Source organism: Parasphingorhabdus sp. NYA22, from assembly GCF_976973735.1.
In genome coordinates this window covers 949,337-975,000 of sequence record NZ_OZ333477.1, presented here as the reverse complement: position 1 = coordinate 975,000, position 25,664 = coordinate 949,337, and the positions used below count along the sequence as shown (strand labels likewise).

General features: G+C 52.4%; 21 protein-coding genes (1 of these 21 cut by a window edge). 11 read left to right on the top strand and 10 right to left on the bottom strand.

The annotated features are described in order from the left end of the window. Positions 1 to 748 carry the 3' portion of an archaetidylserine decarboxylase gene (gene asd, locus ACWFTY_RS04805; protein WP_447526255.1) on the top strand. The gene continues 107 nt to the left of window position 1, outside the view, so the window shows 748 of its 855 coding nt (coding positions 108-855); its start codon lies beyond the left edge, outside the window; the stop codon is at positions 746 to 748. 176 nt (positions 749 to 924) lie between these two features. Here asd and ACWFTY_RS04800 read toward each other — a convergent pair whose 3' ends face one another. After that, positions 925 to 1,803, bottom strand: coding sequence for a metallophosphoesterase family protein (locus tag ACWFTY_RS04800; protein ID WP_447526254.1), 879 nt, complete (start codon positions 1,801 to 1,803; stop codon positions 925 to 927). 71 nt (positions 1,804 to 1,874) lie between these two features. Between ACWFTY_RS04800 and ACWFTY_RS04795 the strand changes: the two genes are divergently transcribed. From ACWFTY_RS04795 to ACWFTY_RS04785, 3 genes are all read left to right on the top strand, one after another. Continuing rightward, the gene (locus tag ACWFTY_RS04795) at positions 1,875 to 2,759 is read left to right on the top strand and encodes a diacylglycerol/lipid kinase family protein (protein WP_447526253.1); all 885 of its coding nucleotides are present in this window, start codon (positions 1,875 to 1,877) and stop codon (positions 2,757 to 2,759) included. A 73-nt stretch (positions 2,760 to 2,832) separates the two neighbouring features. Further along, positions 2,833 to 3,156 carry a hypothetical protein gene (locus tag ACWFTY_RS04790; protein ID WP_447526252.1) on the top strand — a complete coding sequence of 108 codons (324 nt, stop codon included), beginning with the start codon at positions 2,833 to 2,835 and terminating at the stop codon, positions 3,154 to 3,156. A 301-nt stretch (positions 3,157 to 3,457) separates the two neighbouring features. Further along, positions 3,458 to 5,749 (top strand): ATP-binding protein, encoded by a 2,292-nt coding sequence (locus ACWFTY_RS04785; protein WP_447526251.1) that lies wholly within the window; start codon positions 3,458 to 3,460, stop codon positions 5,747 to 5,749. 15 nt (positions 5,750 to 5,764) lie between these two features. Here ACWFTY_RS04785 and ACWFTY_RS04780 read toward each other — a convergent pair whose 3' ends face one another. Beyond that, positions 5,765 to 7,252: a WecB/TagA/CpsF family glycosyltransferase gene (locus tag ACWFTY_RS04780; RefSeq protein WP_447526250.1), complete on the bottom strand. Its 1,488-nt coding sequence runs from the start codon at positions 7,250 to 7,252 to the stop codon at positions 5,765 to 5,767. A 256-nt stretch (positions 7,253 to 7,508) separates the two neighbouring features. On the opposite strand from ACWFTY_RS04780, the gene ACWFTY_RS04775 reads away from it, so the two are divergent. From ACWFTY_RS04775 to ACWFTY_RS04760, 4 genes are read left to right on the top strand one after another with little or no spacing between them, the layout of a single operon-like run. Next, positions 7,509 to 8,774: an oligosaccharide flippase family protein gene (locus tag ACWFTY_RS04775; protein WP_447526249.1), complete on the top strand. Its 1,266-nt coding sequence runs from the start codon at positions 7,509 to 7,511 to the stop codon at positions 8,772 to 8,774. Continuing rightward, positions 8,771 to 9,700, top strand: coding sequence for a glycosyltransferase family 2 protein (locus ACWFTY_RS04770; protein WP_447526248.1), 930 nt, complete (start codon positions 8,771 to 8,773; stop codon positions 9,698 to 9,700). The genes ACWFTY_RS04775 and ACWFTY_RS04770 overlap by 4 nt, the downstream gene beginning before the upstream one ends. Positions 9,701 to 9,725: 25 nt before the next feature. After that, positions 9,726 to 10,718 carry a glycosyltransferase family 2 protein gene (locus tag ACWFTY_RS04765; protein WP_447526247.1) on the top strand — a complete coding sequence of 331 codons (993 nt, stop codon included), beginning with the start codon at positions 9,726 to 9,728 and terminating at the stop codon, positions 10,716 to 10,718. Then, positions 10,715 to 11,740 carry a glycosyltransferase family 4 protein gene (locus ACWFTY_RS04760; protein WP_447526246.1) on the top strand — a complete coding sequence of 342 codons (1,026 nt, stop codon included), beginning with the start codon at positions 10,715 to 10,717 and terminating at the stop codon, positions 11,738 to 11,740. Before ACWFTY_RS04765 ends, ACWFTY_RS04760 begins: the two co-directional genes overlap by 4 nt. Positions 11,741 to 12,022: 282 nt before the next feature. On the opposite strand, the gene ACWFTY_RS04755 is transcribed toward ACWFTY_RS04760, so the two are convergent. From ACWFTY_RS04755 to ACWFTY_RS04745, 3 genes are read right to left on the bottom strand one after another with little or no spacing between them, the layout of a single operon-like run. Next, the gene (locus ACWFTY_RS04755) at positions 12,023 to 13,300 is read right to left on the bottom strand and encodes an O-antigen ligase family protein (protein WP_447526245.1); all 1,278 of its coding nucleotides are present in this window, start codon (positions 13,298 to 13,300) and stop codon (positions 12,023 to 12,025) included. Beyond that, positions 13,255 to 14,667, bottom strand: a complete 1,413-nt coding sequence (locus tag ACWFTY_RS04750; protein WP_447526244.1) for a GumC family protein — start codon at positions 14,665 to 14,667, stop codon at positions 13,255 to 13,257. Before ACWFTY_RS04750 ends, ACWFTY_RS04755 begins: the two co-directional genes overlap by 46 nt. Before the next feature lie 2 nt (positions 14,668 to 14,669). Next, positions 14,670 to 15,854 (bottom strand): polysaccharide biosynthesis/export family protein, encoded by a 1,185-nt coding sequence (locus tag ACWFTY_RS04745; protein WP_447526243.1) that lies wholly within the window; start codon positions 15,852 to 15,854, stop codon positions 14,670 to 14,672. 60 nt (positions 15,855 to 15,914) lie between these two features. On the opposite strand from ACWFTY_RS04745, the gene ACWFTY_RS04740 reads away from it, so the two are divergent. Together ACWFTY_RS04740 and ACWFTY_RS04735 are read left to right on the top strand one after the other, a co-directional pair. Further along, on the top strand, positions 15,915 to 16,652 hold the full coding sequence (locus tag ACWFTY_RS04740) for a heme NO-binding domain-containing protein (RefSeq protein WP_447526242.1): 738 nt from the start codon (positions 15,915 to 15,917) through the stop codon (positions 16,650 to 16,652). Positions 16,653 to 16,656: 4 nt separating this feature from the next. Next, positions 16,657 to 18,105 (top strand): sigma-54-dependent transcriptional regulator, encoded by a 1,449-nt coding sequence (locus ACWFTY_RS04735; RefSeq protein WP_447526241.1) that lies wholly within the window; start codon positions 16,657 to 16,659, stop codon positions 18,103 to 18,105. Positions 18,106 to 18,754: 649 nt separating this feature from the next. Here ACWFTY_RS04735 and ACWFTY_RS04730 read toward each other — a convergent pair. After that, a complete protein-coding gene (locus ACWFTY_RS04730) occupies positions 18,755 to 19,804 on the bottom strand; it encodes a hypothetical protein (RefSeq protein ID WP_447526240.1) in 1,050 nt (349 codons plus the stop codon). Positions 19,805 to 20,203: 399 nt separating this feature from the next. Next, positions 20,204 to 21,640, bottom strand: coding sequence for an MBOAT family O-acyltransferase (locus ACWFTY_RS04725; RefSeq protein ID WP_447526239.1), 1,437 nt, complete (start codon positions 21,638 to 21,640; stop codon positions 20,204 to 20,206). Between the two features lie 508 nt (positions 21,641 to 22,148). Between ACWFTY_RS04725 and ACWFTY_RS04720 the strand changes: the two genes are divergently transcribed. Continuing rightward, a complete protein-coding gene (locus ACWFTY_RS04720; RefSeq protein WP_447526238.1) occupies positions 22,149 to 22,955 on the top strand; it encodes an aspartyl/asparaginyl beta-hydroxylase domain-containing protein in 807 nt (268 codons plus the stop codon). Between the two features lie 259 nt (positions 22,956 to 23,214). Here ACWFTY_RS04720 and ACWFTY_RS04715 read toward each other — a convergent pair whose 3' ends face one another. Genes ACWFTY_RS04715 through ACWFTY_RS04705 form a run of 3 tightly spaced genes read right to left on the bottom strand, consistent with a single transcriptional unit; the run spans position 23,215 to position 25,662 of the window. Continuing rightward, positions 23,215 to 23,970, bottom strand: a complete 756-nt coding sequence (locus ACWFTY_RS04715; RefSeq protein ID WP_447526237.1) for a sulfotransferase family 2 domain-containing protein — start codon at positions 23,968 to 23,970, stop codon at positions 23,215 to 23,217. After that, a complete protein-coding gene (locus tag ACWFTY_RS04710; protein WP_447526236.1) occupies positions 23,970 to 24,770 on the bottom strand; it encodes a sulfotransferase in 801 nt (266 codons plus the stop codon). Before ACWFTY_RS04710 ends, ACWFTY_RS04715 begins: the two co-directional genes overlap by 1 nt. Continuing rightward, a complete protein-coding gene (locus ACWFTY_RS04705) occupies positions 24,760 to 25,662 on the bottom strand; it encodes a glycosyltransferase (RefSeq protein WP_447526235.1) in 903 nt (300 codons plus the stop codon). The genes ACWFTY_RS04710 and ACWFTY_RS04705 overlap by 11 nt, the downstream gene beginning before the upstream one ends. Positions 25,663 to 25,664: the final 2 nt, after the last annotated feature.

Below are 25,664 nucleotides of genomic sequence, written 5' to 3'. Positions count from 1 at the left end.
GCTGATACGCTGGTTCGTTGGCAAATATGCGGTCGATATGAGCGAAGCAGAAAATCCGGACATCTCGAGCTATAACAGCTTCAACGCCTTCTTTACCCGTCCGCTCAAAGCGGGCGCGCGCGCCATAACGGAAGCGGATTTTGCCTGTCCGGTGGATGGCGCGATCAGTCAGCTAGGTGCTATTGATGACCAGCGCATCCTTCAGGCCAAGGGCCATTCGTTTACGACGACCGAATTGCTTGGCGGCGATACGGCATTAGCAGCAAAGTTCCGGAACGGGAGCTTCGCCAATGTATATCTGTCGCCCAAGGATTATCATCGCCTGCATATGCCTTGTGACGGCAGGCTTACAAATATGATCTATGTGCCAGGCTCGCTGTTTTCCGTTAATCCCACTACTGCGCGCGGCGTGCCGAACCTTTTCGCGCGAAACGAGCGGGTAGTATGTATATTTGAATCACCGGATCATGGCACGTTCGCGATGGTTCTGGTCGGCGCTACGATCGTCGGCAGCATGGCAACTGTTTGGCACGGCGTTGTCAAACCAAAGCCCGCCAACAAGATTACGCAGTGGACTTATACCGACCAGAACATCGCGCTCGAAAAGGGTGAGGAGATGGGACGATTTCTGCTCGGTTCTACGGTAGTCCTGCTGTTCCAACAGCACACCGTCGATTTCTCAGCCGACTGGGCACCGGAGAGACTGGTGCGTCTCGGCGAAACAATGGGCAATCGACCCGGTTTGTGACGTTTCATCGACTAGCATCCGGCTGAAGAAGCACCGGCTCGGCAGAGATGCTCTTGAATTCCGTTTAACCGAGTTCGGTACCGCCAAGGCGCTGAAACGGCAGTTTGCAAATGTCGTTCCGTCATTATGAGTAACACCCCGGTATTTGACTGCAATTATATATACTAAAATTACGGTCAGCGATAATCTGGCTCAGAGAATTCATCTGCGGCCATTTCCTGCGTGGCCAGTTGTTCCGAATGCCATCGCCTCCCTTTCAGGGAAAACCCGACGTGGCTTGCGCGCTGGAAATCTTCGCCGTTCCAGACGATCACTTGCAATTCCATTCGGTTGCCTTGCTCGACGTGGAGCCAGTTGAAGCTTTGCGGTTCCTGATTGCGCAGACGGGTCGAGGTGGCTGTACCCGCCTGAATTACCAGGGTCGGCCCGACCTCAGCCACCATTTTGCTGGCGGCCTCGGCGTAGGTTCGGTGGAAATGCCCCGCCAATGTTAAATGTACTCCAGCGTCGGCGATCGCCCTAAGAGCATCCCGGTGCCGACCCACGGCTTCGCTAAGCTCGTTGCCTTGTCCGATCGGCAATTCAAATAGCGGGTGGTGTGTAACCAGGATTCGGGTTTTGTTGGGCGCGACACCTTTGAAACGCTGACGAATGAGTTGCATCTGCTCTTCGTTGATACGTCCATCCTTGATCGTCAGCGACCGAGCCGTATTGATTCCCAAGACGGCAACTTCGTCCGTTTCCACCCAAGGGCACAGATCCTGTGCAATATGACGTTTGTAACGGCCGAGTGGCGACGCGAAGCGCCTGAACACATCATATAATGGAATGTCATGATTGCCGGGGATGACCAGCAATTTGTGCCCGTTCTCCCGCAATGCGTGCAGATAGTCGGCGGCATCCTGAAATTGACTCTCTCGCGCGCGCTGTGTCAGGTCACCGCTGATGATGACGAGATCGGGCTGTTTCTCTTTCAGCCAATCGATCGTTGCCGCAACGATGTTCGGGTCATTTGCGCCAAAGTGAATGTCAGATAAATGTGCGATCCGTGCCATGCAGGTTCAACTGTTGAAACTTAAAGAAGTTTCATCGTGCATCCAAACATCCGCCGCGGCGTAGTGTCTCCATGAAAACCCATTCTCTCCCTCGGGACGCCATTCTCGTTGTCAACGCCGGATCCCGAAAGGGAGAAGACCAGTTCGAAGAGGCGAAAGCAAAACTCATTAAAGCTGGCGTTAATCTGTTGGACGCACAGGCCGTGGAGCATCCTGACGATATTCGCACGATTGTTCGGCAAGCCATCAAGAACGCGCCGATGGTCATAGTCGGCGGCGGCGATGGTTCGCTTTCCGGCGTGGTGGACGAATTTGTCGGTACCGATTGCATATTTGCCATCTTACCACTTGGTACCGCCAACAGTTCGGCACGCACGCTGGGATTGCCTCTCGATCTTGACGGAGCCATTGACGTCATCGCGCATGGACACCGCAAGCGGATTGATCTTGGCATGATCGATAAGGATTATTTCGTAAACGCTGCATCACTAGGCCTTTCACCGATCATTGGCGAAACGGTCCCGCATAATTTGAAGCGCTATCTGGGTCGTTTTGGCTATCTGTTCTGGGCCATGAAATGCCTGATCGGTTTCCGGCCGTTCAAGCTGATAATCGATGATGGTTCAGAAAAGCACACATTGTGGTCAACCGAAGTGCGTATATTGAACGGTCCCTATCATGGCGGTCTGGAACTGTCCGACAATGCGGAAATCGACAGCGGGCAGATCGTTGTTCAGGCTGTGGTGGGGAAGAGCAAATTCCAGCTTATGTGGGACTGGTATGCAAAAGCGCTCAAGCTGAGAGACAGAAACGCAAACTCGCGTGAATTTACCGGAAAATCATTTCAGTTGGAAACATTCCCAAATCTCAAAATTTCGATCGATGGCGAAGTGCTCGCAACCACGCCCGTGCAGGTGCGTATCGCAAAGAAGGCAGTAGAGGTCGCTTTTCCCTAATTGACCGGCGGCGATTGGGCCGAAAGCGGACTGTCTGCTTGTAGGAGATCATCGATAACAAGCGGACGTTTGGATGGCGGCGATCGATTTTGAAACTTCCGGAATAATTACGGTCACTTGGGGATGTGATACGTCAACATCAATCCAAGGTGCCGGTTTAGCGTTGCCTGATAAAGTAGTAGATAATATATATGCCTCCAACAATCGTCACGCCAATATACTCTCTCGTATCTGCCTCGGCAAAATAGAACGACGCATGAAGCGCAATCAGAATCACCATCAAACCAATCGCATGATTTTTCCACAAGTTCCTGAGTTTCGTGAGCTTCGACCACCTAAAAGCATTGCAACTGGCGGACAGCGTTTCATTCTGGCAGTCCATCAATCCGAAGGCTAGCGTCGGCATTCCGGATGAAACCGGCGTCAGAAAAGGCAGATGGCAATAACCGCTTTCCATCCACTTTCGGTCTTCCGAACTGATTAGATGAAAAATATAAGCGATTGGTCGGGAGCTGCCCCAAATTGAGTCATTCAAATATTAGGTGCAGGTTCGCGGAAGAGCAAACATTCGAGGCCATGCTCTCGATTTCGCACCTCGCGAGGGCAATCGCGATCGAGTTTTAATTTATGACTGGAAGAAACAAGCTGTTACTCGTACCTTTTGAGTATCAGCAAATTCATCAACGATAAACCAATAGATGGTAGAGGCAATCATGGTTGGGCCAGCACAAATTGCGCCGCCGGACGCTGAAGCGCTGCAATTGCAGTTGATTGAACGTCGCTTGGCTAGAAGCGAAGCTGCGCGCGCGGAAGCCGAGCAGCTGCTCGAAACGAAAAGTCGTTCGTTAACGCAGGCTCAGGATCTTTTGCGGCAAAAAGAAGTCGAGTTGCTCGAGCATGTCAATCGGCAGACACTATCTCATGTCAGCGCCCAGAATTTGGCAAATGTTGCCACATTTTATGGTGACGAGGATCAACAGTTTATCGGCTCGGACAATTTTGCCAAAGTGCTCGGTTCAAAAACTCCAATCACCAGTTTCGAACAATTTGCCACCATGGTGCACCCGCATGACCAGGAAGATGCAATGGCGATACTCATCGCGGCATCTGAAGGCCGATTGGTTGATAAAAATATCGAAGGCGATTTTCGCTTTTGCGACGACTATGGCAAAACGCGGTGGCTGAGATGGTCGGTTACGCAGAAGAGATCGTCGGACGGAATGCGATTTTTTGGCTATGGTGCGGTTCGCGATATCACCAGAGACCGGCAGGCCGAGCGGAAAGAGCAGATCCTGCGGAAACTGAGCGAGCGCAGGGCGCGGCAATTGCAAAATTTGTCAAATGATCTGAAATCCGCGAGGGAAGAAGAAAAACTCAAAAGTGAGCAACTGGCTCAACGCCTTGTCGAAATGGAGATGATGGGCGCTGCTCTGGAAGAGGCGCGCGCAACGGCCGTCTCGGCTGATCGCTCCAAATCCCGGTTTCTGGCGATGATGAGCCACGACATCCGGACACCGATGAATGCCGTGCTGGCGACATTGGAATTGCTGAGCATTACAGATTTGACTGCAGAGCAGCTGAAACAGGTTGAACTGGCGCGGAACAGTGGCGATCAGCTTTTGTTTCTGCTGGCGGATATTATCGAATATGCAAGAGCCGATGGCTGGCATCTGAATTTGCAGATGCGGGAACTGAATTTGCCGGAACTCGTCCGGAAGGCGGCCGATACCTGGCAACCGCTGGCGCGGAAAAAGAAGCTGGATATCAGCATCAACCTGCCGCCGGACTGCCCAGACTACATTGTTACCGATCCCACGCGCGCGCGGCAAATGATCGACAATTTTATCAGCAACGCGATCAAATATACCAGCGATGGCCGGATCGATCTGATTGCCGACATTTTGACAGAAGACGACGGTCTGTTTTTGAAATTTTCGGTATCGGATAGCGGGGATGGCATCCCCCGGCATCTGCAAGAAAGCCTGTTCGAAGAATTGGACAGGGGCAATGCCCAAAACACCGAGATTGAGGGGACCGGCCTGGGTCTGTCCATCTGCAAGCGCATCGTCAACGCCATGGACGGAAATATCGGTGTGGACAGCGATATTGGCAAAGGCAGCATATTCTGGTTTGTCATCCCGGTCAGCCTTGGGGATGGTTCCGAACTGGCTGCGGCAAAGTCGCAAACCGTCGTGTCAAGGAAATTTCAGATCAACGGCCGTGCGCCGAAATTGCTGGTTGCTGAGGATATCGAAGCGAACCAGATTGTCCTTACCGCGATGCTGGAAAATATAGGTTGCGAGACCTTGGTCGTGAATGATGGCTCACAGGTGTTGGATGCTCTATCCGGCGGCGATTTTGATGGCATCTTGATGGATGTTTGGATGCCGATGAACGGTATGGAAGCCACACGCCAGATCAGAGCGAACGAGCAATATGCGAAGATTCCGATTTTTGGGGTTACGGCATTTGCTGGTGACAGCGAACGAACCGCCATCCTGGCCTCCGGAATGGATGGCGTGATTTCGAAGCCGATAAACCTTTCCGGGCTACATTACGTGGTTGGCCAGATTTGCGGACTGGATGACCAGCACAGGACCGTTGAATCAGAAAATCAGAAGCGCGTTCCCGATTTTGGTGAAGTCGAGTTTCTCAACCGTGCCAAGTTTGAAGAACAAATATACGCCGTTCCGGAGAAGCGTCGCGCGGCTCTGGTCGAAGCGGTCAGCAGCGACATCGTGAAATGGTGCGAGCAGTTTACTCAAGCCTGGATGGCCAAGGATCAACTTGGGATTAATGCGGCCCATCATGCGTTGCGAGGCATTTGCAGCGGATTTGGCGCCTATGCACTACTGGAGAAAATAGATGTCATCAGGCAGAATGGCAAATTGGGTTCGCAGGCAGAACTCTTGCCAGTCCAGGACATGCTCGATTATACGATAGTAGCTCTTCGCCGACCACAGCAATGGGCGGACCAGCGAAGAGATTGAGAATTTTCCGAAGTCCTAATAGGCACCTTTGCCAGTGATAATCGCTGGCACTGTTCGGGTAATGAGTATCAGATCACGCAGCAGCGATCTTTTCGACAGATATTCCAAATCCATATCAACTTGTTGATCGAAAGGAATATCGGCACGGCCGGATACTTGCCAGGTGCAGGTCAAGCCCGGCTTTCCGGTCAAACGGCCTCTCTCCCTATCCTTATATGCCAGCACTTCATTAGGGAGCGCTGGCCGTGGTCCGACGACGGACATCTGACCCGACAAGATGTTCAGAATTTGCGGCAATTCATCTATGGATGTGCGACGAATAAACTTCCCTATACGCGTGATTCGCGGGTCACTTTTCATCTTGAAGCAAATCGAGTCCCGCTCACTTTGATTGGCCAATTGTGCTTTTCGCGCTTCGGCGTCTTTGTACATTGATCGGAATTTCCATATTTGAAATGGCTTCCCATCTGCTCCGATCCGGGTCTGGCGGAAAAACGGAGAGCCTCTGTCTTCCAGAGTAATCAACAAGCAGATTGCCGCAACCAATGGTCCGAGAAGGAGAAGTGCAAGCAGCGCGATCGACAGATCCAGAGTGCGTTTGGAAGCGGCGGCATAGCGCTCTGCATGCCCTCGAGCGACGAATGCGTGGGAGATAGCGTGACCGACGAACCGTATATTGCCACTCAGATATCGTCCAGCCAACCGGCGGGGCTCCATGGCGAAGCGCCAGCACCACTCTAGTCCATAGGCACGGAGCAAGGCCGGAGCGCGCGGGATTTTGCCCGAATAATAGTCAAATAGACCGCCGACACCCATCACTACCGGTACAGTGATCTGTGCGCGATATTTGGCGATCCATTTTTCCTGCAGGGGCACGCCCATGCCGACCATCAGAATTGATGCACCAGAACGGTTGATCTGTTTTATAATTTCTTCGTCTGTACCATTTGCGAAATAGCCGTTCTGCGTACAGGAAAATTCCAGGCCCGGATATTGATTGCGCATATTCTTGGCCGCAGCGGCAGCTATTCCCGGCTTTCCCCCCAACAGATAAATACTCTGATTGGCTTGGGCGGCTTTTTCACAAATATGCGGAAACAGGTCGGTTCCGTTCAAATTACTGACCGGCCCCAATCCTGCCAGCTTCCCGGCTAGTCGGAGGCCCGAACCGTCTGGCAGTAAAATATTTGAAGAGCGCACATTGGCAGCATATTGGGCGTCGCGCTTCGCAATATTGATACAATGGGCGTTGATGAAATTAATCGTATTTTGTTCCCCACGTGATGCCGCCCAAACGATTTTTGCAGCGACATCGGATAGCGAACCATTTGCGCAGTGCATTCCGAAGAGGGAAATGGCTGTGTCATCATATAGAGAAATGGCCAGCTCGGTTACATTAGGGTGACCGATTAAAAGATGAGAGATGCGGCGGCTTCCATTCTCGGAAAAGCTCGCGGCGGATAGATAATTGCTCATGATGTGACTCCAAATTTGACTGGTCACATCTCCGCATTTTGCGTGCCAAAAGTTAAAAATACATATTTATCAAATATTTAAATAGTAAATATTGTTTTTAGCATGACTTGGCTTCGCTCAAAATGCGATAATTTTTGCAAAATGCGAATGAAACAACCCACTTTGCAAAGCGGCACTGGTGATTAAAATTCCGGTAGGCATTGTTCCGCGCAGGAAACCGGCATTCTTCTAATCTGGCACGGCAATTGAACTGAATATCCCGAACCATTTTGGGAATAGCAATATGATCGCCGCAATTTCACGAAAACAGCAGAGCAATAAGCGCTCCATCCTGCACGGGTTGCTGGCATATGGATCGGCAGAACTGGTCAATCGCATTGTCCGAATTCTGGTGGTTGTTGTTATTGCCCGTCAGCTTGTGCCGGAACTGGTCGGCGTAGCAGCATTGACGCTCAGTCTTTTCGAACTGACGCGTGTGCTTGCCAATATCGGTGTCGGCCAAAAAATCATATCGGCGTCCGACGATGCGCTGGAGTCGATTTGCAATTCGGCAATCGGCATATTCTGGTTTTGGTGCTCCATGGTGGCCGTTGTGCAGCTATTGGTTGCCGGGGTCCTGTTCCTTGTTTTTCATCAAACGCTCGCAGCGCAGATGCTGGCTGTACTGTCAGGCGTCTATTTTTTCATGCCGGGTGGTCTGGTGCAATGCTTCCGCCTGATGCGGGCGCAAAAACTGGCGACCGTAGCAAAAATTGGCGCCACGCAGACGATCGCTGATCACCTGATAACAGGCGCCCTGATCCTTGCCTGGGCCAACCCTTGGGCGATTATATTGCCGAAACTGTTAACGGCGCCCTTGTGGCTGATCATGATGCGACGGGCCGAAAGCTGGTCGGCCAATCCATTGCATGGGTTTGCCAATCGTTCGGAAATTCTGAATTTCGGCGCAGCGATCCTGGCCACTGATATATTGCTGGCGGTGCGGAACAATCTGGACAAGCTGATCATCAGCGGCCTGCTCGGTGTTTCCGCCTTGGGAAGCTACTATTTCGCTTTCAACGCCGGTATCGGCATAATCGGCACGCTGGCAACTGCATTTGGCACGGTTATCTATCCCTATCTGTGTAATCAAAATCGTCAGGCAGACGACGCGGGTGCGCTAAAGCTCATTATCAGCGCTGGCATACTGGCATTCGGGGCCTTGTCCGCCGCACAATATTTTCTGGCACCGATCTATGTCCCGCTTATTTTTGGTGCCAAGTGGGTCCAGGCCATACCCCTTATCCAGATTCTGTCGCTCGCCGGCGTTCCTCTGCTGCTCGGTGCCACGGCATCAGCCTATCTGCGGGCACATGGCAAGGCTGCGCTTGATGCCTGGCTCGGCCTTATTGTCTGTGCCGTCGCTCTGTCTGCCATGTTTGTCGGCGCCCATTTCGGACTGACGCAAGCCGCCGCTGGCTGGGTGATCGGCACCGTTCTCATCATCACCACCTATTCGATAATTCTCGCAACCAGATCAATCTACACCGAACAGGAATATTCCGCATGAACCATCCGCATTTTTCAGTGATTCTGCCCGTCTACAACGCCGAAGCACAACTCTACGCTACAATCAGATCGGTTCTCGCACAGACAGAGCGTGACCTTGAGCTGATCCTCATCGACGACGGATCAACGGACAATAGTCTGGCGATCATGTTGTCGATTGCCGCCGAAGATGAGCGTATCAAGCTGATATCCCAGTCCAACAAGGGTGTTTCGACAGCGCGCAACCTTGGTCTGGCGCAAGCCCGAGGTACGCTAGTCGCATTTATGGATTCCGATGATCTTTGGACAGCCGACAAGCTGGCAATACATCGCGCATTCCATCAGCGGCAACCAGATTTGACCGCAAGCTATGCCCAGATCGCCTTCATGGATCACAATGCACTGAGTGGATCCGGAGCAAAGACTTTCTCTACCGTTAAGGCTGGCGCATTGTCTGTGGATCAGATCATCGCTGAGAATCCCACATGCACAATGTCCAACCTTGTCGTTTCAAAACAGGCGATTGATGCAGTTGGCGGTTTTCTGACCAATATGTCTTATGCCGAAGATCAGGAATGGATCGCCCGGATGGTAAGTCAAGGTCACATGATTTGTGGAATAGACCGCCATCTGGTTGATTATCGCATGAGCCCCGATGGCCTGTCCGTTGATTTGCCAGCAATGTACGCCGGATGGCGGTCGCTCGTGACGCAATATAGCGACGGCCTGACCATTCCATCGGCTGAAGCCGTATATTGTCGTTACCTTGCTCGCCGCGCACTGCGCGCAGGTGCTCCAGCGACTGTAGCGCTTTCCTACGCACTTCAGGGCTTTCGCTCTGACCATCTGGCGTTTTTGAATGATGCAAGGCGCGGTTGGCTTACCCTCATTTCGGCGGTCGCAGCGTTACTCATTCCGCGGTCCGCCAGAATTCGCATCTTTGCCTGATATTAAATCCAAAAAGGAATATCCAATGACAAAACCAGCCATCTCGATCATCATGCCAGTCTATAATGTCGAACAATATGTCTCGGCGGCGATCGACTCCGTGCTCGGCCAGACTTTCGAAAATTTCGAGCTCATCATCGTCGACGATGGCGGGGGCGACAGAAGCGTTGAAATTTGCGCGTCGTTTAACGATCCGCGTATCCGAATTATCTCGCAGGTTAATCGCGGCCTTGCCGGCGCCCGGAATACAGGCATATTGGCAGCGCGCGGAGAATATATCGCACTGCTCGATTCCGACGACAGCTGGAACCCGGAGAAACTGGCGCTGCACAAAATCCATCTGGACAGCAATCCGCAAGTCGGCGTCAGCTACAGCGGCTCCCGGTTCATGGATGCACAGGGGACCCCTCTCCGTCAGGCGCAACGGCCCAAACTGGAAAATATTACCGCACAAGACATTCTGACCCGCAATCCGGTCGGCAATGGCTCTGCAGCCGTCATCCGCAAAACGGCGCTCGATACTATTGCTTTCCATCATCCGGAAGAAACACAGCGACTGTGCTTTTTTGACGAGGACTTTCGCCAATCCGAAGATATCGAATTGTGGATCCGGATGGCACTGCAGAGCGGATTTCATTTTGAAGGCATCGACGGGTTGCTTACCAACTATCGCATAATTTCGGGCGGTCTTTCGGCGAATATCGCAGCGCAATATGATAGCTGGAACCGGATGATGACAAAGACACAGATCAGTGCACCGGAATTTCTTGCCCAATTTGGTGATGAAGCGCGGGCTTATCAGTTGCGCTATCTTGCCCGTCGGGCCGTGCAAATGGGCGATGGTGCATTCGCGCTCAGTCTTCTCAAAGAGGCCTTTGCCGTTTCTTCAAAGCCTCTGGTGAAGGAGCCGATTAAGTCGGCAGTCACTTTTCTCGCGGCTACTGCTGCACGCTACCTGCCAACAAATCTTGTGAGCAAGCTGGCCGCCAGCTGGACGGGCGGGAGGGCAGTAGCATGACCAAATTGCCAAAAGTTGTTCATTTGCTAGACGATCTGTCGCTTGGCGGCGTCACCCGCAGTCTGGAATTGTTCCAGCATCCTGCCCTCAAGCGACATTATGATTTTGCGACCGAAGAAGTCCATCCGGATTGGAGTATAGCGCCAAAATTTGACGCGGCGGTGATCGTTGTCCATTTTTCAGTGAGCTGGAAAACTTTGCCTTTCCTTTATTCGCTGGCAGCGCGCAATTCGCGCTCCAGTCTGGTGCTTATGGAACACAGCTATTCCCGGGAGTGGGAAGGCCTGTACGTTTCCGAGAAAGCGCGTTTCCGTTCCATGCTAAAACTGGCCCACAAGATTTTTGATCGCGTAATATGTGTCTCCGACGCCCAAGCTCTCTGGCTGCAGGAAGTGGCTGATCTCCGCGAACCAAAGCGCGAGGTCATATATCCCTGGAGTGATATGCAAGGATTGGTGCAGCTTTCGCGCCCGCACTTTTCGTTGAAAGAGCCCATCACAATTGGTGCCTATGGCCGGTTTGTCGAGGACAAAGGTCTGGAAAGGCTGATTGATGCGATGAATCTTCTGGATGATAAAAACGAAGTGAAACTGCTGATCGGCGGATTTGGCCCGGACGAAGACAAGCTGAAGCGACTGGCCGGATCAAATCCCAATATTTCATTTTACGGGCCGGTAGAGCGGGTTGACGACTTTCTCGGGCAATGCGACGTGGTCGCTGTTCCGTCGAAATTTGAAAGCTATGGTCTGGTCGCAACCGAAGCACGCCTGGCTGCCCGTCCGATATTTGTTTCCGGTGTTGGCGGACTGTCGGAACAGGTCGGCGATTCTGGTTTGATCATAGACTTCGACGACCGAGTCTCGGTCGTCAAATGGATGGAGGGTTTGCGTCATATGCCACTGATCAGCATGTCGGTTGCGGCACGCGAAGCCTGTCTTCGCGTCACCGAACAGCGCGTTGAAGCCTGGCTTGAAATATTGACGGACCTTATCTTATGTCCGGCCAGTCTCAAGGCTGCATAAGCAGCTGATTGCTTTTCGGTCTGACCGGACCAACGAAATGGCTCTCGCGATTGCGAGAGCTTTTTTGTGTCTGATAGGCAGGTTTATACGGGCCGGGTGGTTTATCGCCCACGCGGGTTTATTCGTGTCTGAAACGGATCAAGAAGACGACAGTGCGATGCCAGTCTGATCCCGCATCTGATCGCAGGGGCAAGGAAACAGCCCCGGCGATGCCGCCGAGCAACGCACTGCGGCAGATGGCATTGCTGAACCGCAATGGCTCGCGGTCCAGAAAGAAGGCGATCAGCTAGGCTGCACCTGCCGGCAATTTTGCAACGCCATGCCGATCAGCAGCAGGGCCGGCCAGTAGAGATAGGCCAGAGATTCCAGATTCTCGCCGAAGCTGTACATCAGCAAAAGTAGGGCCAACGAAAGCCCCATCCGTCCCAATGCGGAGGTTAAGGCAGAGCGCAGAAACAAAGCCAGTGTGACCATCATCGGTATGGCCAGCGCGAACAACCCCAACAAGCCTTTTACGAACAATAGCCCATACCAACTGTGGTGACTGCCAATGGGCATATATTCGACCAGATGCGGGCCGCGCTCGACTATACCATGGCCAAACCAGAAGGCTTCGGCTTGCCAGCGTTCCACTGCAATCCGGCCCAATGTCTCACGCACCCTCGTTGAGTCAGCACGGGCCCCGGAAAATTCGGATTTTGCGAGATTCAGCGCCTCGAGAATATCAATCGCAAACCATCCAGCCAGCAAGACAAATGGCAATATCACAAACCACATCCACGGGCGGGTAACCTGGCTGAAGAGGAAGGAAATGGGAGCGACAATCACCAGGCCGACAAGAGCAAGTCGCGATTGAGACAATATGATCATGGCGAGGGCAGCAGCGATACCCCAGCTTCGCCATCCACGGTCTTTCTCCTGGATCGCGCAGACCAGATAGACCAGGCCGATCATCCCGGCTGCGGGCGACCATGGCGCAAAAAACTGCCACCGCGGTACTCCAGAGCCGGGCTCCAAAGTGTAAAGGATCGTGGCAAAATATTCCGGACCGGATCCGCCAATTATCTTCAACGGCGAAACCCACAGGCTCGCTGGCAGACCGACAAAGGGTGCGGCGAGAAACAAGGGTAGCAGAAATATCGTATATTTCCCGGTTCGGCAGATCGCCCGACAGACAATCTCGGCCCTGATCGGGAGCACCGCGCCAGCAAATATGAACAACGCAATGAGAAGCCAGCCCTTCGCCCAGCCGATCGTGGATTTGATAATCACTCCCGTACCGAGACTGAAATTCAGATGTCCCGCTACCAAAATTACCAACATCATGATCATCGAGACGAGCCATATCGATACAGACCAGTGTGGCGTTGTCAGTCGCTTGGCTTTTGGCAAGCTTGGTGCGATATAGTAGAAATAGAGCGCTTGCAGGGAGAGTATACATCCCAGTACCGGCCCAGCTATATATAGGCCGCCGATCAACCATAATAGCCATGTGGCTATTATGGTATAATAGATCAGATTTTCGGCGCTATTCTGCGAATGATCGGTTGTCTGAACCATAATAATGCCAGTCCTACAAGGATGATGAAGGTCGCACCGGTTGCGCCTAATAAAGCGAGCAAAACAGAAGGGCTCGACGGCGATTGCGGCAAGGATGGCTGCTCCAGTGTCTGCACCAACGGATAGGAAGCAAAGGGATCCTGCTTGTTGGTATCAACCCGCGCCAGCGCAGAAGAAAATACCGCTTCGGCCACCCTGTGATCTCGCACAAGATCTGCCAGTTGCGACGCCTGTTTGACCAGCTTTTCACTTTTCATAGACTGATTGGAAATGTCTCTGCGTATCTCGGCAAGGCCTGCCTGTGCACCAGCGCTTTGGGAGTTGGCCACGATCATTCCCTGCATCATATTGGCTCTGCCATCGGCAACCGCGATATCCACGTTTTTCAAAATTGCATCGGCACCGAGACCCGTGAGAGAGCGTCCGCGCTTAACCAGGGCACCTTTTAGCTGGTCCCGCTCGGAATTGGCCTGCACCATATCGCCGTGATTTTCGCCCAATGTGGCTTCTTTTTCCTGTACCTCGACTTCCAGTTTCGCATAGCGGTCTGCCAACTGCTGGAACACCGGATCAGAACGCAGCCGCAATGCGGTATTGGCGCCAGTGACACCCTTGCCGAGAATGGAAGAGAAGCGGCCCGATTCCGCAGATTTCTGCTGCAGGCTAATCCGCGCTTCTCGCTCTTGCTGGCGCAGCGCGTCCATATTGGCAATCCGGGTATTGAACTGGTCCAGCGATACCAACCCCGTTTTCGCTTGAAAATCCAGCAAAGCCTGTTGGGTCGTCCTGACTTTCTTTTCCAGACCGACCAGATTTTTATTATCGGAACTTTCCCGCATTTCCGCTTCGTTTTTGCGCAATTCATCCAGTTGTTTCAGGAATGTATCTTTCAGGGCGATGGCGCGTTTGTTCGCCTGCTCGCCGTTGGCGCCAATCACTTCCACCTGAATCAGGTTTGTCTGGTCAATCAGTTTCACATTGGGAGCGGGGAACTTGTGCAACTGGTCACCGGATTTTTCCGCGCTCTGGCGCAAAGTCTTGTCCGTCATCAGCAGGCGCTTGTAATTCTCGGTAGGGCTGAGGGTGGCGCTGGAAAAAGCAGAAGAAACCGATGATTGTGCCTGACCAATGCTTTCCACATTCAATGACCCGCCAGCGCCTGAACCTGGCAATATCAGGGTAAACTTGCTTCGATATTGGTCGGGCGCCAATGCCAGGAACAAGCCTGTCAGAACCCAGATTACGACAATCCATATCGCCGCCGTGTTCAAATAGCGCCGGTGACGCATGCGCAGCGGTTTCCGGTTTTTCACGGCGTTCCAGAGCCGTGTGTTCAGGCCGGGCTGTTCGATGATTTTCTGCTGCATGATCAATCCAGATTTTTCAGAAGAAAATATGGGGAAGCGGTTTCGCCGACCAGACTGATAACATCCCGAACATTCATCGCGAAGCTATCGTAGCAGGCAAGGCTGTCACCCGGCATGAGATAAGGGTCCTTGCCATCGCGATCATCCTGGCGGACCAGCTTTTCGACCGAGCGCTGGATGACAACCGATTTCCCGTTAATCGGGTTGCGCGACATCAGCACGACTTTTCGAGCTGCGTTCATCGCCGATCCGCCGACACAGTTAGCGGCCACCATGGCCTGTGAAAGTCGGGTGCCGTAAGGCAGATTTGTCGCATCCCGATTAATCGCGGATGAGGCGTTGTTGCTTGCCGGACGGGACAGGTTTGACATGTAAACCCTGATACCGGGCGCGGTAATCTGCGATGGCTTCACCAAGGCATCCTGGAAACAGGCCCGCGATCCGACAATGACCCGGTCGTTTGCCGTCAATGCAATGTCATCAATAGCGTTGCCGTATATCGCCCCGTTGAGGTCGATTTTCGACCATTGTCCGCCGCGGACAAGATATACAGCTGAAAGATCAGCGTCGGGCCGCACGCCGCCAGCCGCTCGCAATGTCGTCGTCAAAGACCGGTTGGCATTGCGATCGCCGGAATCACTGTTGCTCAAATTCACGCCACGGGTCTCCGCATTGCGCTCTCCCACCCGGATCATTCCCGGTTCGAACACCGCACCGCTGACCGCGACGCTGATTCCACCCAATTCCAACAATTGCAGCCGTACACTGTTCTTGAGACCACGAATAAGCCCTGCATCGGCCAATTTTTTTGCAATGGCCTTTTCTGCCTCGACGATGGATCCTCCGGCTATTGCTATCACCAGCCGTCCATCCAAAGTGATCGTACCATTAGCGGCCAACACATAGGTCCGCGACAGGCTGTCTTGATCTCCAGCGACTTTCAGGCGGACACGGTCTCCGGATGCCAGCAGATCAGGGGTGCTGGCAAATATATGCGATGCTACCTGCTGGGTTGGCAAGTCATGCGTGGGAGCCATTGCGACCTGGCATGAGTCATGGCCCTCTCCGGGGGCCTCGAATTGCTGTGGCGCGTATTGACTGCCAACAGCGTTTGCAGGCCGTTCCATGGTCGCGCAGCCGCCAAGAAGCGATGCAGAAATAAGAATAGCGATTGTTTTGTGGGTCATATTTCACCTGAAGATTGAGTTCAGGCTACACACTGCAACGGCCGTGCCATTGCCTGTTTTATGCGACGTACAAAGGTTAATGTTCCGAAAATGCAAAATATTCCAGCGCTTGTTTGCATTTTGCGAAGCTTTTGTTGCATATTGCAAGCAAGTATCGTTGCAAAATGCAAGCCTGCGATAAGGGATCGCAAAAATCAGCCATTCGCATTTTGGCATAGAAGATGCTTTGATCTGGAGAGCATCCGGTATGAAAAGGAATGGAGCAAGATGAAGGGTATAATTTTTACGGAGTTGGTGCGATTTATGGAGAAAGTCCAATCGCCTGAATTTGCCGACCAAGTGATTTCAGGTGCCGCGCTTCCCAATGATGGTGCGTTTACATCGATCGGCAATTATCCTTCAGAATATGCGTTGGCCATGGTCGGCGAAGCTTCTGAAAAATCCGGCATCGAAACAACGGAACTATGTCGTGTGTTTGGTAAATATCTCTACGGTCGGTTCAATATACTATATCCGCATATCATGGAATCATACAAAACAGCGGAAGCTCTTTTGACCCATGTCGGCAGCCATATTCACACAGAAGTCTGTGTTCTCTATCCCGATGCGCGCCCTCCTCAGGTCACCGCGGAAGAGCAAAATGGTGAAACGGTCATTCACTATCTTTCGCATCGGCCGATGGCCGCTATTGCCCATGGCATGGTCCAGGGCTGCATGGAACATTATGATGACCGGCGTTTATTGGAATGGGAATGTGCCGTTGATGGAAAGTCAGCGATATTCAGGATAAAAGGATAAGCCCGTGTCCAGCCACAAAATTCTGATCATCGAAGACATAGCGTCACTGTCCATTGCTTATGCAGGTCATTTGGAAACCGCGGGCTTCCATTGCGTCATTGTCGATAGCCTTGCCGATGCCAGCACGGAATTGGGGCATAGCAAAGCCGGATTTTCGGCTGTTTTGCTGGACCTGCAATTGCCCGATGGCAACGGTCTCGACTGGCTGGAGCATAATGCGGCCATATTGTCCGAAATTCCTGTCATTGTTGCGACGGCAGATGGGTCAATCAATCGGGCAATCGACGCAATGCGCTTGGGTGCCTATGATTTCATGGTCAAGCCGCTGTCACCAACCCGTCTGGTGACGGCAATGAAAGGGGCTGTCGAGGTTACAAAATCTGTCCGGGCCGACGTAAAGGAACAGCCATGCAGCATTTCCGGTACCAGCGATTTTGCAGGCTTTATCGGTTCCAGTCCGCCGATGCAGGAAGTCTATCGCCAGATAAAAAATGTCGCCAATTCCAAGGCGACGGTCTTTATCACCGGCGAAAGCGGGACAGGTAAAGAGGTTTGCGCTGATGCAATCCACAAGTCCGGACCCAGAGGTAAGAAACCATTCATTGCCATCAATTGCGGCGCGATTCCCGAAGATCTGCTGGAATCAGAACTTTTTGGGCATCTGAAAGGTTCATTCACCGGTGCCATTGCTGATCGAGTTGGTGCCGTGCAGGCCGCTCACGGCGGAACCCTTTTTCTCGATGAGATTTGCGAGATGCAACTGAAATTGCAAGTCAAACTGCTACGGTTCTTGCAAACAGGAACTGTCCAGAGAGTGGGCGCGACCAAGGCCGAGGATGTCGATGTACGGATAATCTGCGCAACCAATCGAAATCCAGCGCGGGAAGTCGAACAAGGACGTTTTCGGGAAGACCTCTACTACCGGCTCGCCGTTGTCCCTGTCGATCTGCCACCGCTTCGAGAAAGAGGCAGTGATATCACGCTGCTGGCAAATTCCTTTTTGATGAAATTCGCCGAGGAGGAGGGAAAGAAATTCTTGCCGTTAAGTTCCAGCTTGGCTGAAAATTTCGAACGCCACAATTGGCCCGGAAATGTGCGCGAACTGCAGAACCTCATGCGCCGCGCAGCAGTGATGTTTGGCGGTCCTAATCTCGACGCGAGCATTTTGCCAGAATTTGTCGATCCAACAGTCCAAACGCAAAAAACTTTCCAACGCCCTTCTTTGTCGGTTGAGCCAGGTGTCGAACAATCAGCAAATAGCAGGATGGACAAGTCTGATGGATTCAGCGGTTTCGATGGCATGACACTGGATCAGATCGAGCAGGTGGTTGTCGAAAGGGCGGTTCGCAGCTGCAACGGCAGCCTGACCAAAGCGGCCCAGAAGCTAGGAGTCAGCCCGTCAACGCTCTATCGAAAACGAGAGAAATGGAACACATCATCGCTCGCAACTTAGCTTGATTGCGCGAAAAGATTTGTTCGGTCGATATCTATTATCAGTGAGCAACCGTCGTTTTTGATATCCCGCTCGTTATTCCGATATACTAGGGAGGGTATTGCGCCTAACGTCGTAATAAGTAGCAAATAAAATACTGTTTGATTTTTTGATCATTCGCACAAGGCACTCCAAACTCCAGGCTGACTCTTGATGTCTGATCAATGTCTGTTTTTCCAACCAGCCATTTAGAATCCGCCAGACCGCTTCCCACCCAGTTGCTGCCATTCGAGCGCGAGCAAAAGGGTACGGGCTGGCCGTCTGCTTTCAACAACAAGCTTCGACATTGGTAATGACGGTAAGAAGGCGCAGAACCGACGTGAGAAGGCGTGTTTGACACCTTCCATTTCAGCCGATAGCAAATCACGAGTTGCCTGCCCAGAGCACCACCCACGCCATACCCAAGCGCGTCCCCATGTTAGGGCACTCCCCGTTGCGACGTTGAAAACCGTATGACGGCTTGCACCGCAGAGCCAACCTTCTAACCTAAAGATCAGGCGCCCCGAATGCAGACATGGAGATTGGTAGCTGCGTCTCCAGCAATTGTTTCTTATATTTCCGAGTGCTTCAGTATCGCATGTGATCTAAGCCCACATTTCAGAGCAAATCGTCAGCTTGTTATTGCGCATTCTGGCTGTGGTAGCAGGCCCCGTGCAGCTAATCGCTGCGCAAGATCACGGGAATAACGCATGCCGCCGTCCCGGTTAAAATGTATCGGGTCACGGAAGCCATCCAGAACCCGACTGAAATCCGTAGTCGTCAGGTCATTGATAGTAAGCACTCCGGCAGCCCTAAATTCGGCATCTCTTTCTGCTAACTGCACCAAATCGTCGGCTAGCGCTGTAGGCGCTGCAGCGGACATAGCAGGCCCAGCCGGCATGGTAACCAGCAGCAAGCGCGAATCGTTTGCGGCAAGCAAAGCGTTGATCCTAAGGATAGCCTTCTGTGCTCTTTCTGAAATCGAGACATCATGCTGCCGCATTGAGGCAAGCTCGTTATCTCGCTTGGATAAGAACCGCTTCGTCTGCTGAACATCCAGCTGGCTGCTGGTTAGCTGCTGTTGGGAAAACGCTGGATCTTGGAAGATAGAGTTACGCTTGGCCAATTTGTCACCAATAAGCCGAAAGTGGCCTTGCCACTGGTCATACCCTAAGGCTGGAAAAGCTAGCGCTCTGACTGCGCCTTGCCAATCAGTGCCGATCAGGCGCCAATCCCCGCGAGCTTGCAGATTGCGATAGGCATAGATCCGCCGATACGATCTATGCGTACCGTCCGCCCCATTGTCGGATTCAAACAGACCCGGGAAAAGACCGATGATGACCAACTTGGGTAAATTGCCAGCTTCATGCAAATGCATGATCAGGGCCTCAGATTCAAATATGTCCTCCCCCGCACCGGCCAAGTTAATGCCTTGCTGGCACATAGCTTGAGGATAAATGTGCTGCGCAATGGAAGGTCCCAAAACGGCGACCTCTGCCTGCCCGGCGCGATCAAGCTCATTTTGCCAATCGGCCAAATAGTCGGGGCCTTCAGCCCAACGCGCTAATACATTGAGCAAGGTGATACACGCCAGGAATGCACCTATGGCGAACGCAATACGGTACCCTACCCTGAGCATGCCTGCCGGTTCCTTTTCAATGTCGGGGGCGGTTGCTTGCATATTTTGATGTTAGGCTACTCAATGGTGCTGATCAACCGCATCACATTGGCTATTTCCGGGCAAATCGAATCTGATGCCACTCCGTGAAAGAGACGTTTTGACTGCAAGACTGATAGGAAAACGCATTGCCTCAACAATGCTGTAGAAGTGACCGATATTGATTTACAAGACGACGCCCGCTGCATGGAATTGAGCCATATTATCGCGATAGATTTCTTATTTGGACAAGCTGTACCCAAGACAAGGCCCAGCCGAGTAGGCCCTTTATGGCGGCAAGGAACTAGACCATTAAACTTTTGCCAAGATTGTTCATGAACATAGGCGCGAGGGATTCTATTCTAGCAACGAAATGTTGCACGCGATACAATATGCCGGAACAGGCGCGTCGCGCGATAAGGGTCAGAACTGGAAATACAGGAAATCGGGCGTATCGAATGTACCGAACACAATGATCCACACAGATAGCATGAGATAAAATGCCAAGGTTAATGCATAGCTTCTTGTCGCGAGACGGCTATGTACGCTGTATTTTACATCAAACCATTGAAATACCTCCAAAAGGAAAATGGCTACTGCAAGGTAGATGGGCCAGGCGGGCAAGGCTGAACGGTCGAAACGGATCAGCTCTGCAGGAAGCATGGCGATACGCCCCAACATCTGCACTGCATCAGAAAAATCAGGCAGTGCCACCATTGATCCAAGAAACAGCAGAAAAGGCCACAATAGTATACGCTCGCCCCAGTCATAGCTTCGCTTGATCGTCGGCCCGTAAACTCCGGAAGCAATCACGCGCTTACGCCCTAAATTGGATATCGAAATAATCAGCCCGGAAACGGTACCTATCACAAGCCAGTTGAGCGTGCCCCCGTGCCATAAACCAATCACAATCATCGTGATCTGAGTGGCAATGAACCGTGCTGCACTATTGGCACCCAGCCGGCGAACTAACGGAATATACAGATAGTCCCGAAACCAGTTCGACACTGTAATATGCCAGCGCAGCCAAAAAGCGCTTATGGATTCCGCAGCAAAAGGACGGTTGAAATTTTGCGAGAGCTTTATGCCAAATAGCAGCGCTGATCCGATAGCAATGTCTGCATAGGCGGAAAGATCGGCGTAGAATCGATATGCCGTACCGAGTGAAACGCTTGCCAATGTCAGACTGGAAGCGGTTTCCCAGTGCACCATCTGTGTTCCGATCCAACGGCCCAACCCATCGGCGATCACCAGCTTTTTGAACAGACCTATGATTATAAGGCCCAATCCAGTGGCTCCGCGCGCCCAGTCCCAATCATTGACGCGTCGTAATTGCGGTATGAACCGGCCGGCACGTTCGATCGGGCCAGCAATTAGCTGCGGGAAAAACATGACATAGACCGCAAAATATCCTGCATGCCGCTCGGGCTCCCGCTTATTGCGAAACACGTCGATAGTGTAGCCCAGCGTCTGGAATGTGTAGAAGGATATTCCCAAAGGCAGTAAAAGCAGCATCGGGGTCGCCGCACCGTCTGTTGGTGTGAACGCGACCTGAAACCAACCATTGGCCGTCTGCGTGAAAAATTTGAAAGCGATCAACAGCCCCAAATTGCAGGTGAGGCTGACGCCCATAAGGACGCGGCGCCACCCCTGGCTGTGAACCGCAGGTAATGCCCTCCCAACACTATAATCAACGGCAGCCGAGAACAGCAAAAGCGCCAAAAAATCGATGCGCCAGCTAGCATAGAACAGAACGCTGGCTAGTAGCAGCGCGATCCAGCGCAATCGTCCTGGCGTCCAGAAATAGGCTAGCAGAGCCAATGGAAGTAATAGCGCGTACTCGAGGCTGTGAAAGCTCATGCGATGATCGCTACCTGAGGCCTGAAAGCCGATATGGTTGTGTTTACCGGCGATCGTTCAATTAGCTCGCATAAGCCAGGCATGATAATCAAGACGGCCTTCTCCCGTGGCACGCAAGCCAATCTGAATCTACAACTCCCAATATCGCATTGTCACGAGGCTGCGGAGCCCGAAAAAAAACGACCAGCAGAACTACGGCATAAATGAACGGTCGATGATACGCCTGCAGAAAACAAAAAAACCGGACTTGTCAAACGATACGACTAAGTATCTGTTCGCCAACTCGCAGTTTCAGTGCTCCCCAAAGCTATGACTTGCCCTGCTTTATAGGGGCGCGTAAAACGGCGTTGTCAAAGCAAATGCTCCTGATTGAAAAGTGCTTGACGATACGGCGACCATCGCGTTGGGGTTTTGTTGGAGCATCGCAAAACGAGGGTAACACCATGCGAACCAGGAATCGTGGGATCGGTTGGATGTCAGCAGCCAGTGCGTGTGCCGACTGGTCCGGATGGATTATTTATCGCACCTTCGGAAAAGCCTGCACCCACATAAGAGCATATCTTTGTTGCGAAGAGGCGGTATCCGGCGCTGGCTGGTGTGGGCAGTTCAAATATCGCCATATTGTCCTCCGCAGAGTCCAACGATATCCGCGAAAGGCAATTTCTTGATGCAGCGTGACTCCAAAGGCCAAATCACTCACCACATTTTTGAACCGTCCGAACGGGGCGAGATTGGGGCATTACCGCGCGTAACGAAACCGGGCCATATCCGGCATCTCTCCTCAGTCAATATCGAACCGCTGAAGGCGAAAGTGGAGCACCTGTCGGAAACGGCTTGGGGCAAGGAGGACGAAGGGAAGCCCAATAGCTTCCCCTGTTTCCACCATACACAGCATATCCTGTTCCGATTCATCCCCGATAACCGGAATGCAGAAAACTTTGTTTCCTATGCCAGCTGGCCGTTATGGGAACCGTTGTTGCTGCCGGTGATGCAGGCTGCGATCGCGCCTTATAATTTTGCCCGGCCGGCTTTTCCCAAAGCGATGCTTGCCCGGCTGCTTGCCAAGCGGCACATTGATTTGCATCGGGACGGCGCTGGTTCGAACCTGGAGACGCACAAAATCCACGTACCACTGCAGACAAACGACGGAGTCCGATTCCAGTTCGACAATGCGGAATTTCAACTGCGTGCTGGCGAAGCCTATGAAGTGAACAATATCAGGCGGCATGGTGGCTGTAATGCCGGCGACGAGCACCGCATCCATTTTATTTTTGAAGTCTTTGACGCGCCGGCATCCAAGAAAATCACTTACTAACATGCTACAATATTAGCGCGCCTATCGATTGGATTTCGCATCCGAATTGGCTCTGCCGTTCGAGCCTGTGGACGCTGCGGAAGCTGCTGTGACTGTCATACGACGGAACATACCAGAGGATATGGAAGACAAAACGCGCAGTCGCGGATTGTGACGGGCGAAGCCGATCATTTCCTGGTCCAGAATGGCGATACCACGACCCATTCGATGAAAACAAATTCTATAATTCGAAGCTTATGCTCTGACAGTGTCCAGCCGACTAATCCTCGACCTTCCACTGCCCTTCTTCAATCCATTGATACAAATCGAGATCATAAGGAAAGTCAGCATAAACTCTTTGCCTTATCTCGTCGTCAAGGGTTTGATGGCGACGAATCCGTTCGCCTTGAGATGGATGGCTTGGCAAATTAAGAGGCCCTGACAGACCGGCCACCCGTTGATTTTGCCAATCCATCGGTATGTCCAATGATTGGCAAATTTCTGAGAGAAGTTCATTCAACTGCCGGGTGGTTGTCACCATCCAAAATTGGCGCAGAAGGGTTTTCGCCATATCGAACATTTGCCGATCACCAGCATCTTCTAGCTCGCTGCGCGACCATCGCTCGGCAAAGAAGCGAACTGCGCTGCTGCGCGGGTTGATACGGTATTGGGTGTCGTACCATTCCTCAAAACAGGCTGGGGCATGGCCGCGGCTATGCTGGAAGTTAAAAGCCGAGACGCAGCGTTCAGCAGGCTCGCGAACTGAAGTGAGATAGCGCGGCTCTCGTCCAGGGCACAAAAGGTGTATGCCGTAATTTACATTATGCCCAACAAGAACCCGCGCATTCTGTCTCTCCGTCAGCGCGCGATGGGCAAAGGATGTGCGGCAGTTTTCCCGCCTATACACCTCACCCCAATTGCTGAACTCGATAAAATCTTCGTCCATGGTCAGATGCCGCGCGAGATGCGCTGACACTGTAGTACCGCCGCTTTTCGGCAGATGCATGAAAATCAAAAGTGGATTCTGGTCTACCATTACGATGCCAGTTGGTAACCGAATTTTGCGAGCGTCCCACCAAATTTCGAAAGAACTGCATTAGCATCCTTAATTTCTTTTGCGGTCAAGCGAGCGATCTGCTTGTTGTTGTTGTTGACGATGGCGCCAAGCAGTTGCCCCTTCACCTGCACCTGTTTCGCAAAATCGATATCGCCCAATTCGGGTGCCAATTCCTCAATCTTGGCCGCCGCTGCCGCAGGATCTTCACACAAATCCTCGTACGTTATCGAGATACTTAAGTCGGCATATTGGTCGATATTGATGGCCTGCTGATGCAGAGATTTCCCAATATGGTTGGCGGCAACTTTCGCAATGTCTTCGCCGGGTGCCAACGGCTGCTGGTTCGCACGCCGTATAATGCCTTCGATCGCGGCATAGGGATTGCGCACGAGGAAGATGAAGCGGGGATCAGGAAATTGCGTCCTTAATTGGTCAACGATCAACAAGAATGGCGGTGATGATGTCACCAGTATCCTGCTCGATGATTTCTGATAATCTTCCCCGTTGCGGGCCTGCAACGCCCACGCGTGTTGGGTCTTGGGCCAATCATAGGCTGACGGATCACGAAATGCGCTTACCCACTCTGAGCGGCTTGCCCAAATCAGCCGCGTGCCGGTTCCGCGCGAGGACGGTCCGATAAAACCGGGGACATGCTGCCCCTCCATAGGAAGCGTGAGACACTGGCTGCCGGTTTCTATCAGAGTCCGCAGAAGCGTTGATCCTGAATTATTCGGCCCAATCACGAACAGATGCGTATCTATTACGGCTTCAGTCTCCATAGATTCGATCAGCACCGCCGCGTGCCGCACGCAAGTGCCAATGGGTAAGGAAGCTATCTTGGGCGCTATTCCATAATTTCAGTGCCGCAATCATGGTCGGGTTAGGCGGTCCGGACGCAGCCGACCATGATGCATGCCATGGCTTATGCGGACCATTGAAATGCAGCATAGCTGCAAAGGCTAAAGCGTCCGGTGCCGGAAATGGCGGTGTTCCAAGCAGGAGATTGAACCGGGCTTCGACGAGCGAGACCTCATCCGCAAAGTGCATGTTCAAAATGCGCTGATCGGTGAACGGGCTGCTATGACCTGTCCAGTTTTCCGGGGCTAGCGCTCCAATCAATGCCTGATGAACATCCGCCCCAAGGCATGATGCACCAATACGCATCATGCCGGCATTGAACGTATGCGGAAAAGCACCTTGCGGAGTTTCGTTGACGAGAAAGCTGTCGCGGTCGCGGTACTGGCTGAGCAAAGTCGAAGAATCGGGACATGCCAGCAATGGTTCGGCTCGATCGAACAGGTCGCGCACATCGTCTAGGAACAGCGTGTCACTGTCGAAAAACAAAATTTTGTCAAATCCCTTGATGGCGAAGGCATCAAGAGACAAAAACCGGTCCCGCCGGTTGGTCAATGATGGTTCTGCGTCCATCAGAATATCCAGCGCGCCGCTGAGCGAAGCACTGGCTGGATGCAGGACCACTGCCGGAAAATTCGATTTTAGAAGACGCTGTCCGTCAGCCGACAATCGTTCATGAATGACAGCAATTTCACCATCGAACCCGCTGTTTGCACGAAGGAAAGAGTGCAAAGCAATAACCGTCCCGTGAAGGAAATCGTTAGATGTTGCAGTAGCGATTGCGTCTCTAGATTTTGGAACCGAGTTTAGAGCCAACT